Below are 12,953 nucleotides of genomic sequence, written 5' to 3'. Positions count from 1 at the left end.
GCGCTATGACTTCTATTGGTTTAGCCAATGTCGTTTTCAAAATCTCGCCAACTTTGAAAACCTAGATAAAAACTTTAAATGCAGACAGTATTTGCTAAATATCAATCACCAAATAATTTATGACAAATAAATAGAGGCTTAACGTTATACATTAGTACCCTTTGCTAAATCTACCAAGACCGTTATCATAGACTCATATGATGTTTGATTTAACCACCTAATATAATAAATAAGGAATGCCTTATGACTGAGACTTTTAACCCTCAAGCAAATACTGTGTTTTGTCGCAAATATAAGCAAGACCTGCCAAAGATGCCGCACCCACCCTTCCCCAATAAGAAAGGTCAAGAGCTGCAAGAGACAGTATCTGAAAAGGCGTGGAAAGAATGGCTTGAACATCAAACCATGCTCATTAATGAAAATCATCTAAGTATGATGGATCCTGCCGCCAAAAAGTTTTTAACAGAGCAGCGTGATAAATTCTTGGACAATGAAGACTATGAGCGCGCGCAAGGCTGGACACCAGAAAGCTAGTATTTATGCGCTTTTTGACAGCCACATTTAGTAGTTATAAAAAAACGCGCTTACTATAGCGCGTTTTTTTAAGATAAAAAGTATAGTTCTTCCTATCAGCTTTCATCACTATCTGACGTTTCAAGCTCACTGGCTGACAGTGTGCCAACTTGACGAGCAGCCAAGCGGTCATTGGCTTCCTGTACCGCTTTTTCGACCATGGCATAGTCTGAATGACGCACATCTTGTCCACTGATATAGTTGATCACTAGCTCTGCGACGTTTTGTGCATGGTCACCGATACGCTCAAGCGAACGCAGAATCCACATGATATTGATGACTTTTGAGACTTGTCTGGAGTCTTCCATGATATATGTCATTAAAGCACGAATAGCAGATTGGTATTCGTTATTAACCACACTGTCATTGCGCATGACCTCAAATGCTTGTTCAGCATTCGATTGGCTAAAGGCTTCTAATGCGTTGTTGAGCATCAGGCGAACTTGATTGCTCAAATGCTGAACTTCAGCGTAACCATATGCTGACTTGCCTTCTGCCGCTATTTTACTAGCCATTCGTGCTATTTTTACCGCTTCATCGCCGATACGTTCCAAATCAACCACACCTTTACTGATTGACATAACTAAGCGCAAATCACTGGCAGTTGGCTGACGTTTGGCGACCAATAGTAAAATATGCTCGTCGAGTTCGACCTCCATTCGATTGATATCGAAGTCCATATCGATGACCTCTTGTGCTAGAGTTTCGTCTTTATCGATAAGAGCGTGAATGGCTTTAGCTACTTGGTTAGCAGCACTATCACCCATGTATAAAAATAAACGGATGGCTTCATCAAGATCTTGGTCAAAACTTTTGGAGATATGCTTATCACTTTGCATGAGAGGTATTCCCTGAAATACATTTTTTAATAGCGCGATGTGCTTGTGAATTTAGAAAGTCGGCTCATGACATGCTAGTCAGCTTTTTCTACTCTTACCGATTTCAATCTCAATCAACGTTAGCCATAACGACCTGTAATATAGTCTTCCGTCGCGGTTTGGGTAGGTTTGGTAAATATCTGATCGGTCTCACCCATCTCAATCATATCGCCCAAATACATATACACCGTGTAATCAGATACGCGTGCGGCTTGCTGCATATTGTGAGTGACAATAGCAATGGTGTAGTCGTTTTTCAGATCTTCGATCAAATCTTCGATAGCACCGGTTGAGATAGGGTCCAGTGCTGATGTCGGCTCATCAAGCAACAGTACTTCAGGCTTAGTCGCGACACTGCGTGCGATACACAGACGTTGCTGCTGACCACCTGATAACGACAGTCCCGACGCTTTTAGCTTGTCTTTCACTTCTGGCCATAGCGCTGACTTTTTCAGTGCCCACTCTACGCGATGATCCAGCTCGGCCTTGCTTAATTTTTCATACAGTCGTACACCAAAGGCGACATTATCATAAATTGACATCGGAAATGGCGTTGGTTTCTGGAAAACCATACCAACTTGTGCACGTAGCAAGTTCACATCAATGTCTTTACCCAAGATATTTTTGCCATCTAGATTGATACTGCCTTCTGCACGCATACCAGGATATAGATCATACATACGGTTGAAGGTACGCAATAACGTAGACTTACCACAACCTGAAGGACCAATAAAAGCGGTCACTTTTTTATCGGCAATATCGATATTAATATTTTTTAATGCCTGAAAGTCATCGTAATAGAAGTTTAGATCTCGAACTTCCATTTTTGCCGCAGGCATGTTCTTGGGAATATCTTGAATCGTTTGCTTATTAAAATCAGCAGTGTTTGGTTGCTGAGCTTGTGCGCTAGTAGACATGGGTCTATTTAATAGGCTACCTGTTGCCGTATCAAAGTTATCAGCAGTCGTGTTCGTACGGACGTTGCTTAGGACATCATTCATAATGTTTCAACCTAGCTTAATTAATTTCGTATAAGTTTAAGTAAATGCTTAGCGTGTAGCGTGCTACGGTCTGCTCTCAGCTCTTACTTGGGCTGACCTCTACCACCGATAAATCTTGCCAAAATATTCAATACTAGGACAGACGCCGTGATGAGCAATGCTGCCGCCCAAGCCAATGTATGCCAGTTGTCGTAAGGACTCATCGCAAACTGGTAGATGGTATTGGGTAAGTTGGCAATAGGCTGACCCATATCTGTACTGAAATATTGGTTATTTAGTGCGGTAAACAGTAATGGTGCTGTCTCACCAGTGATTCGAGCAAATGCCAATAGCACACCTGTGGTCAGTCCTGCTCTAGCCGCTTTTACCGTGACTTGTGTGACCAGTTTCCATTTAGGAGTTCCTAGCGCATAGGCTGCTTCACGTAGACTATTAGGCACTAGATTCAGCATATTTTCTGTCGTACGCACGACTACTGGAATAACAATCAATGCCAATGCCAACGCGCCTGCCCAACCAGAGAAACTTTGACCTTTTACCATCAGTGCATAGATAAACAGACCGATGACAATTGATGGTGCTGATAATAGAATATCGTTTAAGAAGCGAGTGACATTGCCAAGCGTACTGCCTCTAGAAAACTCAGATAAGTAAATACCTGTCATAAGACCAATAGGCGCACCAATAAACAGTCCTGAAAATGCGAGCATCACCGAACCAACAATGGCATTACGTAAGCCGCCAGCACTCATCGGTGGTGGCGTATCAGCGGTAAAGATTGGTAGTTGCACCATGCCTTGGAAGCCTTCAACAAACAAAGTTACCAAAATCCATGACAACCAGAACAGTCCGAAAACCATCGCTGTCATAGCAAAGCCTAAACCTAACTTGTTCGTCAAGCGACGCTTGTTGTAAAGACTTTGGTTGTAGCGGGTAGCACCGTTTGGCTTAGTTGGTAGTGGTGCATTGATCGCATTGTTAGCAGGCATAATGTTTATTTCCCATATCTTTTATCAATATCTATCAAGGTTCAATAAATCAGTGACAGACTTATCGGTTACCTGCTTTGTGATCCATACGCATGAGCATCAGTTTTGCTAAAGACAGCACGATGAAGGTGATGACAAATAAGATTAAGCCCAAATGTAATAAAGATGCTAGATGTAACTCACTCGACGCTTCAGCAAATTCATTGGCCAAGGCCGAGGTAATCGTCACACCAGAAGTAAATAGGCTTGGACTGATATTAAACGCATTACCAATCAAGAAAGTCACTGCCATCGTCTCACCCAATGCACGACCAAGTCCCAAAATCACACCGCCAACAACACCAGCTTTGGTATAAGGCAGGATAATTTTGAACATAACTTCCCAAGTCGTCGCGCCCATACCATATGCTGACTCTTTAAGTAAATCTGGTACAACAGAGAAAACATCACGCATAGTGGCAGCGATGAACGGTATGATCATAATGGCAAGCACTAGGGACGCAGTAAACATACCCAATCCCATAGGCGCACCTGCAAAAAGCTTACCGACAATAGGTAAAGGGCCGATATGCTCAATGAACCACGGCTGAATGTGATCACCAAAGAATGGCGCAAATACAAACAATCCCCACATACCATAGATGATAGATGGGATACCAGCCAATAACTCAATGGCGATACCAAGTGGTTTTTTGAGGAACTTAGGACACATCTCGGTTAAAAATATGGCAATACCGAAACTGACTGGAACAGCAATAACGATGGCGATAAATGAAGTGATTAAGGTACCGTAAATAGGCGCTAATGCACCGTATTCATTGGCAACTGTATCCCAATTATTACTGGTATAAAATCCCAAACCAAACTCTTGAATACTTGGCCATGCTCCAATAATCAGAGACACCAAAATGCCCCCTAGAGATAGGAGGACGAGTATGGCAAACGCTTTGGTAGAATTCACAAATAAAGCGTCGTAACGTTTTTGTTTAGCCAGTTGGGACCTTAAGTCTGTCATAAGTGTCTCAGCATTGAATGGGATGAATCGAAATATTAAAAAGATGTATCTCAGGTTTTAACACAACAAACTTAAACGGTATGAGTAAATATCTTTATCGAGATGTATTCAACAAATTTGCTGTGTTAAAACCTCTCAAACAACTACCGGAGAATAGTTATTCGAGAGGGTAACTTGTCGGATGCTAAATAGTATTTAGCAGAAACAAATTACTGAGCTGGCTTGTAGACAGGTTGTCCATCACTACCTTGGACTTCATTCCACTTCTCTTTGAACAAGGCTACTGCCGTGTCAGAAAATGGTACGTAGTCTAATGCCATAGCATCATCATCACCTTGGCTATAAGCCCAGTCAAAGAAGTTCAACACGCCAGCGACTTGCTGAGGATTTTCTGGTTGCTTATGTACCAAGATAAAGGTCGCAGCAGCGATTGGCCATGCTTGGTCAGTCTCAGAGTTGGTGATGACCTTATAGAAGCCTTCTTGTTGTGACCAATCAATATCACCTGCCGCAGCAAATGTCTCAGCAGATGGCTGTACGATGTTGCCAGCTGCATTCTCTAGCGCAGTATGTGACATTTTGTTTTGCTTAGCGTAAGCATACTCAACATAGCCGATAGAGTTTTTCATGCGGTTTACGTAGCTTGAAACGCCTTCATTACCTTTACCACCTGCACCAGTAGCAGAGGTCGGCCATTTGACGGTTTTATCAACGCCAACGGTGTCTTTCCAGTCTGGTGAAACCTTGGCAAGATAATCAGTGAAGTTGAAAGTCGTGCCTGAACCATCTGAGCGGAATACCGTTGTGATTGCTGCGTCTGGCAAGGTCAAGTCTGGGTTCATGGCTTGAATGGCAGGGTCATTCCAGTTACTTATTTTACCCAAATAGATATCGGCCAACGTTGTACCGTCCAGCTTTAGTGCACCTGGCTCAACGCCATCAATATTGACGATTGGTACCACGCCACCGATGACTGTTGGGAACTGAATCAAACCTGCTTCGTCTAACTCTTCAGGCGTCATCGGTGCATCAGAAGCACCGAAATCTACTGTTTTTGATTGAATTTGTTTGATACCGCCAGATGAACCAATCGATTGATAGTTAACTTGGCCGCCAGTCGCAGCATTGTAGTCATACGACCATTTCGCGTAGATAGGCTGCGGGAACGACGCACCTGCACCTGTAATGTTCATAGCGATGTTTTCAGCAGATTTAAAATCTGACGTAGCAGAAGATGCTGTTTGAGAGGTTGTTTCAGCTGCTGTCACAGCGCTACTGCTAGTGTCAGCAGTTGGCTCTGTCGTATCTGTTGCCTGATTACACGCCGTAAGCATTAATGTACAACTAACGGCCACTGCTAATAACGAATAACGCATGTAAGACTCCTGAAGTTTAACAACGGTATAAAAAAGCATTGCTTGTGATATGCGTGTTATCTTGCCAAATCTTTATGACACTTTAATGACAACTCCTAGAATCCTTCATTCGTTTTACATAATATTTGAACAATTTGTCTACAGCCTAATAGTACTGAGCATCATCACCTATTAACATCAGAAAATTATTCACGAAAATATTGATCCGCGTGTGTGACATAGGATATTCACATCCAAATACTATTAGCCGTTGGTACAGAATTTTGTTAGTATAAAAACTGATTTACAACACTGACAGACTCGGGGTGCGGTGTATTTTCGGCTCACTTTATTAAACTTGCTTTATTAAAGTAGCTGCCTTGATACATTCGCTGAGAGATCACCCGCCGAACCTGATGCGGTTAGTACCGACGCAGGGAAGTCTTAAGCACTTTGTTATTTATGACAAAGGGCGCGTAGAAATACATTTTTATCGTCACTACTGTCTTAATATGCGTGATGCATAATCAGACAAGAAGAGAGGATATCAAGCTGCGTCCAATATTTGATGACCACCATGCGCGACGATAATTTTTGGTCGAAGTTGTGTGTTCATGATATAAACTTGTCTAGATAATGGATGCCTACCCCCGCAGATACTGGCGGTGTTGATTTTATTCAAAAACCAACACGCTAGGACAGCATATGACTATTGTAGACACCACCTCAATTGCACCGAAAGCCCAAACGCATAATCCAGCCGACAACACAACGCTTGCTTCAAACGCTGCTGACACAAACAACGTCAAAGCAGATAAAAAAGCAGATGCGCTAAAAACCCCTGCCCACCGTGCCGCAAGTGACGCACGATTTGAAGAAGATGCGCGCGACTTGCACCGTATTTTACCTGCCTCAAGAAAAGTCTATATCGAAGGCTCAAGACCTGACATCCAAGTACCGATGCGTGAAATTAGCTTGGCTGATACGCCTGTTGGCGGTGCTGGAGATAAAGACGGTGAGCATAATCCGCCATTTTATGTGTATGACACCTCAGGTGTATATACCGATCCTAATGTCGAAATTGACTTGACTAAAGGTCTACCAAAACTACGTGAAAGCTGGATAAATGAACGCGGTGATACCGAGCAATTAAGCGGACTGTCTAGCTCTTACGGACAAGCTCGTGCCCGTGACATTACCACCGCCAACCTTAGATTCGCTCATATCGACAAACCAAGCCGTGCCAAAAATGTCGATGGAAAAGCTGGCAACGTCACACAAATGTACTACGCGCGTCGGGGCATTATCACCCCCGAGATGGAATATATCGCTATCCGTGAAACGCAAAAGCAGCATGAACTGACCGATATGCGTCAACACGATGGCGAAAGCTTCGGCGCCAATACGCCTCAAATCATTACTCCTGAATTCGTTCGTGATGAAGTGGCGGCTGGACGCGCGATTATCCCAAACAACATCAACCACCCTGAATCTGAGCCGATGATCATCGGGCGCAATTTCTTGGTGAAGATCAACGCCAATATTGGTAACTCAGCGTTGGGTTCGTCTATCGATGAAGAAGTGTCCAAAATGACGTGGGCCACGCGTTGGGGTGCGGATACCATTATGGATTTATCGACAGGTAATCACATTCATGAAACCCGTGAATGGCTAATCCGTAACTCACCTGTGCCGATTGGTACGGTACCTATTTATCAGGCTCTAGAAAAAGTCGATGGCGTTGCTGAAGATCTAACGTGGGAGATATTCCGTGATACGTTAATCGAGCAAGCAGAACAAGGCGTAGATTACTTTACTATTCATGCTGGCGTACTATTACGCTATGTACCACTGACCGCAAAACGTCTGACAGGTATCGTTTCTCGCGGTGGCTCTATCATGGCGCAATGGTGTCTAGCCCATCATAAAGAAAGCTTTTTATACACGCATTTCGAAGACATCTGCGAGATTATGAAACAGTACGATGTGGCCTTTAGCTTGGGTGACGGCTTGCGTCCTGGTTGTTTACAAGATGCCAATGATGAAGCACAGTTCGGTGAGCTACGTACGCTTGGTGAATTAACCAAAGTGGCATGGGAGCACGATGTACAGGTAATGATAGAAGGCCCTGGACACGTCGCGATGAACCGCATCAAAGAAAACATGGACTTACAACTTGAGCTGTGTGCTGATGCGCCTTTCTATACTCTAGGGCCATTAACGACAGACATCGCCCCAGGCTATGACCATATCACGAGCGCTATTGGTGCAGCGATGATTGGTTGGTTTGGTACAGCGATGCTGTGCTATGTCACACCAAAAGAACACTTGGGTCTACCGAATAAAAAAGACGTCAAAGATGGCATCATCACCTATAAGATTGCTGCGCACGCTGCTGATCTTGCCAAAGGTCATCCAGGAGCACAGGCTCGTGACAACGCCCTATCTAAAGCACGTTTTGAGTTCCGCTGGGATGATCAGTTCAATCTGGCGCTTGATCCTGATACTGCACGTGAATATCACGATGAAACGTTGCCGAAAGATGCACACAAATCGGCACATTTTTGCTCTATGTGTGGTCCGAAGTTTTGCTCAATGAAAATCACTCAAAACGTGCGTGAATATGCAGCAGGGCTGGATAAAGATGCTGCCAACCAAAAAGTAACGCCGCAAACGGGCGATTTAACCGAGGCTGGTCACCTAATCAAAGAGGTAGATACAGAGCTTGTCGGACAAGTTGGTGAAGCCACTGCTGAGGAAATTCGCCAAGGCATGGCTGAAATGACTAAGAAATATAATAACGAAGGACGTCAGTTATATAAAGAGGTGTAGAGTTTTATAGCTCTATTAAACAATAGTCCTACCAAAGAAAAGCCCGAGCCTGACAGTCAGGTTCGGGCTTTTTATTTTCGGTTGATACCATTCTATTAAACTTTCGACGCCTGATAAATCTCTTCGATAGAGGTATTAATTGTCTCAGCAAACTCGCTATCGCTTTGTTGCTTACTCAAGCCTTCAGTAAAGGCGCGCGAGAAGCTCGCAATCATACCTGGGTTTTGTTTGAGCTTGGCACAAGCATCGCTGCGACTATAACCACCCGATAGCGCCACGACTTTGAGTACTTTTGGATGGTCAATCAGCTCCTGATAAAGCCCTGCTTCTTCTGGCAATGTCAGCTTAAGCATCACTTGATGTTCGTCATTCAAGCGTTCCAGATTTTGCAAAATATCTGCTTTTAGCAATAGCTCGCACTCATGCTTTTGAGCGCTATCAATATTGACCTCTGGCTCAACAATAGGCATCAGGCCTTTTGAGATAATCTGCTTAGCCACATCAAACTGCTGCTGTACCACAAGCTCGATACCATCGACGTTTGGCTCATAGATGACTGAGCGCATTTTAGTACCGAATACAGGGTAATTTTTTGCTTTGTCTAATAGTAGATCTAAATTTGGCATTGGCTTCATAACTTGCACGCCGCTCATTTGCTCAGCCAGACCTTTATCTACCTTTAAGAATGGTACGATATTTTTATCTTCCCATAGGTAATTGGCCGTCGACTTGCCATTGACTTCGCGCTCCATGGTGTCTTCAAATAAAATTGCACCAAGTACACGCTCACTATCAAAACAGTCGCAAGTCATAATACGAGCACGCATTTCATGAACCAAATCAAACATGGCCTCATCATTATCATAAGCGTCGCTATTGACACCATAAGTCTCTAACGCTTTTGGTGTGCTGCCGCCACTTTGATCAAGAGCAGCAATAAAACCTGAACTGCTTTTTATACGCTGTAATTGCTTACCATATTCCATTGAGCCTGCATCCTATTTTTATTGGTTAAGTTAAATATTATAAACTAAGCTTTTTTATTCCATACAAGCCGTGTTATTTGTAGATAACCTTATCATAGGATGATTTGTATGCCTATATAGGATACGTGACAATAAGCATGAAAATTATGAAAACAACACGTTTGGACAGAGTGCATTACGCCAAAAACAGTACCCCTACACAGCAGACTGCCAATACTAATCCTACTATATTGACACGGTTTAGCTGCTCTTTGAATACACCGACCCCAATCAAGGTCGCTACTGCAATAACACCGACATTCATACCAGTGAAAACGATACTAGGAGAATCATGCAACACTTGGTGTGCCCGTACATAGGCGTAAATATTGACCATGTTTAGTGCGCCGAGCAGCAGACCTGTCATAAGCGCTTCTTTTTGCCAACGTACCCGTGTGGCAAGTAAATAGATTAGCAGCAGTAACCCTGCTACGCCAAAGCTGACTAATAGAGTCAGCGGAAAGGCCGCACCCTGTTTGGCAACTTGTTTAAATAAAATATCAATAATGCCGTAGCCTGACCATACCCCAAATAACCATAGTGGCGTATGCTTTGCTTGCCGAGTAATATCATTATGCTGTGGTCGATAGACAAGCGCACCTAATGCCAAAAAGCCTAACGCCAGTCCAAATATACGAGTACCAGTCAGCACCTCACCAAATAGCAAGAAAGCCGCTATGATTGGAATAATGAGTGATAAGCGCTGAGAGGCGTCGGTTGCTACCATCCCCACCGCTTCAATAGCCCGTCCGAGAATGATAAATACGGCAGGTAATAGTATCCCAAGCGCGATGATGATGCCCCAAGCGCTATCAAGCGCATGAATAGCACCTACGTCAGGTTTTAGTAACACCCAAGTCAGTAAAAAAGCCACAGGATAGCCTGCCACGATGGTCTGACGAATATCTATACTTTTCTGGCGCAATATTTTCAAAAGTACTGAGACGGCGACACTACATAGCACCGCAATTATTAAGTACATCATTAACTGTTACCTTTTGAGCTTCAACGTTGATTTATTACTGTTCGCAAATTGATAAAATGTATTAAGTAAAATATCTGCTAATCAGCTAATTTTTGCAATAAAATCATACCTATAAAAGCAATATTTAAACTCGTGAATAAGTTTGGATGTAGAATGTAACAAAATATTTCTTTGACGGCAATCTATTTATTATGGTTATAGCTAAAGCCTTTAAAACATAGCTATTCTTAAGTAAATTACAATTAGCATGCAGGTATGATTAGTAATTTTGCTAAAATAGCACCTAATCCCAATCACAAAAGTAAAGATTCTAGATAACGAGTCCTCTCGTTCATCTTGACGTACTGCTATTGATGTTTTATTACTGCCTATGAATGCTTTATTTCGTTTTTTTGAAAACCGCCTACCTGCCTTTCCAGACACACCTATGCCATTGCCATCACCTCGCGATGGCATGCTGAAATTTTTGTGGGCATGTACCAACGGCTTACGCGGCTGGCTGCTAGCCTTTATGATTTTGTCTGCTGGTATCGGTATCTACGAGGCTATGCTGTTTGCTTGGATAGGTAATATCGTCGACTGGTTGGGCGTTTATACACCGCAAAGCTTATGGGTAGAAAAAGGTGACATGCTACTTATCATGTTGGCTGTCATGATAGTGAGCCCATTATGGATTGCTTTATCATCGTTTATCCATTTTCAGACCTTGCAAGGCGTCTTTCCTATGCAGATGCGCTGGCGGTTTCATCAGCGGATGCTTGGGCAGTCCATGCAGTTCTATCAAGATGAATTTTCGGGTCGTGTCTCAGCGAAGGTAATGCAGACAGCATTGGCAGTACGCGATACCGTGATGACTGTCACCGATATGTTTATGTATGTCTCTGTCTACTTTATCACTTCAGGGGTGATTTTATTTAATTTAGACAGTTTGTTACTCATTCCTTTTGTCGTTTGGCTTGTGCTGGTTGCACTCACCATTTGGTACTTTATTCCTAAGCTCAAGGATACAGCGATTGTGCAGGCTGACGCTCGTGCCTTGATGACAGGACGGATTACTGATGCTTATGCCAATATCATGACCGTCAAGCTATTTAGCCATTCGCGTCGTGAGCTGGGCTACGCTAAAAACGCGATGGGACAATTCCTAGGTACGGTACATGCACAAATGCGCTGGGTCAGCTATTTAGAAGTATCGACCCATCTTATCAGTGTAATCTTGGTCAGTAGTACGGCAGGGATTGGACTATACTTATGGCAACAAGGCGCCGTTGGTGTTGGTGCCATTGCTGCTGCAACTGCCATGGCATTACGTCTAAATGGCTTGACGCGTTGGATTATGTGGCAGACAGCCAGTTTGTTCGAGAGTATCGGTACAGTTCAAGATGGTATGCGTACATTGTCAGCACCGCAGACGATCGTTGACAAACCTGACGCGCCAGCGCTAGCTGTCACGGATGGTCGCATCGTGTTTGACCATGTTGACTTCAGTTATGAGAATGACGAAGAAAACAATGGACAAACTGATAACACTGTTGATGGTACCAGCATCGCTAAGCATACTCCTGACTCATACATCAAACTATTAGACAGCTTCCATTTAGATATTAAGCCGGGTGAAAAAATTGGTCTGGTTGGGCGTTCAGGTGCGGGTAAATCAACTTTGGTCAACTTGCTATTGCGCTTCTTTGACGTAGATAGCGGTAAAATTCTGATTGACGGTCAAGCGATTGATGCGGTCACGCAAGAATCATTGCGCCAACAGATTGGTATGGTGACTCAAGATACCTCATTACTACATCGTACCGTACGTGAAAACATTGCTTATGGTCGTCCTGACGCTACTGATGAAGAGATTATATTCGCGGCCAAACAAGCTCAGGCGTGGGATTTCGTCAAAGACTTGTACGACGATAAAGGTAATACAGGACTTGATACCCAAGTGGGTGAACGCGGAGTCAAACTATCTGGCGGTCAACGTCAACGTATCGCTATCTCACGTGTTATGCTAAAAAATGCACCGATACTGCTCTTAGATGAAGCGACCAGTGCGCTAGACTCTGAGATTGAATATGCCATTACTGAGAGCTTAAATGACATTATGACTGGCAAAACCGTTATTGCTATTGCCCATCGACTCTCTACTATTGCTGCACTAGATAGATTGGTTGTCATGCATCAAGGCCGTATCATCGAGCAAGGTAGCCATGATGAACTATTGTCGCTAGATGGCGTCTATGCTCGACTGTGGCAACGTCAAAGCGGTGGCTTTTTAGGTGAAGATAACTAAGACTCACGAAGAA

At 43.5% G+C, this 12,953-nt stretch carries 10 protein-coding genes and 1 riboswitch; of the genes, 3 read left to right on the top strand and 7 right to left on the bottom strand.

Annotated elements, in window-relative coordinates; translation table 11 throughout:
* Nucleotides 1-243: 243 nt before the first annotated feature.
* Nucleotides 244-534 carry an oxidative damage protection protein gene (locus ACT3QQ_RS02190; protein ID WP_057757820.1) on the top strand — a complete coding sequence of 97 codons (291 nt, stop codon included), beginning with the start codon at nt 244-246 and terminating at the stop codon, nt 532-534.
* A gap of 95 nt (nt 535-629) precedes the next feature.
* Here ACT3QQ_RS02190 and phoU read toward each other — a convergent pair whose 3' ends face one another.
* The 5 genes from phoU to pstS all read right to left on the bottom strand — a co-directional run bounded on the left by phoU (nt 630) and on the right by pstS (nt 5,832).
* Entirely contained in the window at nt 630-1,412 is a 783-nt protein-coding gene (gene phoU / locus ACT3QQ_RS02185) for a phosphate signaling complex protein PhoU (RefSeq protein WP_444526734.1), read from the bottom strand.
* A gap of 119 nt (nt 1,413-1,531) precedes the next feature.
* Nucleotides 1,532-2,368 (bottom strand): phosphate ABC transporter ATP-binding protein PstB, encoded by an 837-nt coding sequence (gene pstB / locus ACT3QQ_RS02180; protein ID WP_165597107.1) that lies wholly within the window; start codon nt 2,366-2,368, stop codon nt 1,532-1,534.
* Nucleotides 2,369-2,535: 167 nt separating this feature from the next.
* A complete protein-coding gene (pstA, locus tag ACT3QQ_RS02175) occupies nt 2,536-3,441 on the bottom strand; it encodes a phosphate ABC transporter permease PstA (RefSeq protein WP_444523567.1) in 906 nt (301 codons plus the stop codon).
* 61 nt (nt 3,442-3,502) lie between these two features.
* Complete coding sequence (gene pstC, locus ACT3QQ_RS02170; protein WP_444519972.1) at nt 3,503-4,456, bottom strand: phosphate ABC transporter permease subunit PstC; 954 nt, start codon at nt 4,454-4,456, stop codon at nt 3,503-3,505.
* A 209-nt stretch (nt 4,457-4,665) separates the two neighbouring features.
* Nucleotides 4,666-5,832 (bottom strand): phosphate ABC transporter substrate-binding protein PstS, encoded by a 1,167-nt coding sequence (pstS, locus tag ACT3QQ_RS02165; protein ID WP_444526733.1) that lies wholly within the window; start codon nt 5,830-5,832, stop codon nt 4,666-4,668.
* 291 nt (nt 5,833-6,123) lie between these two features.
* A riboswitch (TPP riboswitch) is annotated at nt 6,124-6,268 on the top strand.
* A 248-nt stretch (nt 6,269-6,516) separates the two neighbouring features.
* Here pstS and thiC point away from each other — a divergent pair.
* The gene (gene thiC / locus ACT3QQ_RS02160) at nt 6,517-8,643 is read left to right on the top strand and encodes a phosphomethylpyrimidine synthase ThiC (RefSeq protein ID WP_444526732.1); all 2,127 of its coding nucleotides are present in this window, start codon (nt 6,517-6,519) and stop codon (nt 8,641-8,643) included.
* Between the two features lie 95 nt (nt 8,644-8,738).
* On the opposite strand, the gene ACT3QQ_RS02155 is transcribed toward thiC, so the two are convergent.
* Together ACT3QQ_RS02155 and ACT3QQ_RS02150 are read right to left on the bottom strand one after the other, a co-directional pair.
* On the bottom strand, nt 8,739-9,629 hold the full coding sequence (locus ACT3QQ_RS02155) for a fructose bisphosphate aldolase (protein ID WP_444526731.1): 891 nt from the start codon (nt 9,627-9,629) through the stop codon (nt 8,739-8,741).
* A gap of 175 nt (nt 9,630-9,804) precedes the next feature.
* A complete protein-coding gene (locus ACT3QQ_RS02150; protein WP_444526730.1) occupies nt 9,805-10,653 on the bottom strand; it encodes an EamA/RhaT family transporter in 849 nt (282 codons plus the stop codon).
* 370 nt (nt 10,654-11,023) lie between these two features.
* Between ACT3QQ_RS02150 and ACT3QQ_RS02145 the strand changes: the two genes are divergently transcribed.
* Nucleotides 11,024-12,940, top strand: a complete 1,917-nt coding sequence (locus ACT3QQ_RS02145; RefSeq protein ID WP_444526729.1) for an ABC transporter ATP-binding protein — start codon at nt 11,024-11,026, stop codon at nt 12,938-12,940.
* Nucleotides 12,941-12,953: the final 13 nt, after the last annotated feature.

The sequence above is a fragment of the Psychrobacter sp. AOP7-A1-24 genome (assembly GCF_052376235.1).
Lineage (GTDB): Bacteria > Pseudomonadota > Gammaproteobacteria > Pseudomonadales > Moraxellaceae > Psychrobacter.
The sequence above is the reverse complement of the archived record's forward strand: the minus strand, read 5'-3'. Positions and strand labels throughout refer to the sequence as shown.

Bases quoted from the DNA above. Each gene is read 5' to 3' on its own strand.
- ACT3QQ_RS02190 (WP_057757820.1), top strand. From the start codon at position 244: ATGACTGAGACTTTTAACCCTCAAGCAAATACTGTGTTTTGTCGCAAA.
- phoU (WP_444526734.1), bottom strand. From the start codon at position 1,412: ATGCAAAGTGATAAGCATATCTCCAAAAGTTTTGACCAAGATCTTGAT.
- pstB (WP_165597107.1), bottom strand. From the start codon at position 2,368: ATGTCTACTAGCGCACAAGCTCAGCAACCAAACACTGCTGATTTTAAT.
- pstA (WP_444523567.1), bottom strand. From the start codon at position 3,441: ATGCCTGCTAACAATGCGATCAATGCACCACTACCAACTAAGCCAAAC.
- pstC (WP_444519972.1), bottom strand. From the start codon at position 4,456: ATGACAGACTTAAGGTCCCAACTGGCTAAACAAAAACGTTACGACGCT.
- pstS (WP_444526733.1), bottom strand. From the start codon at position 5,832: ATGCGTTATTCGTTATTAGCAGTGGCCGTTAGTTGTACATTAATGCTT.
- thiC (WP_444526732.1), top strand. From the start codon at position 6,517: ATGACTATTGTAGACACCACCTCAATTGCACCGAAAGCCCAAACGCAT.
- ACT3QQ_RS02155 (WP_444526731.1), bottom strand. From the start codon at position 9,629: ATGGAATATGGTAAGCAATTACAGCGTATAAAAAGCAGTTCAGGTTTT.
- ACT3QQ_RS02150 (WP_444526730.1), bottom strand. From the start codon at position 10,653: ATGATGTACTTAATAATTGCGGTGCTATGTAGTGTCGCCGTCTCAGTA.
- ACT3QQ_RS02145 (WP_444526729.1), top strand. From the start codon at position 11,024: ATGAATGCTTTATTTCGTTTTTTTGAAAACCGCCTACCTGCCTTTCCA.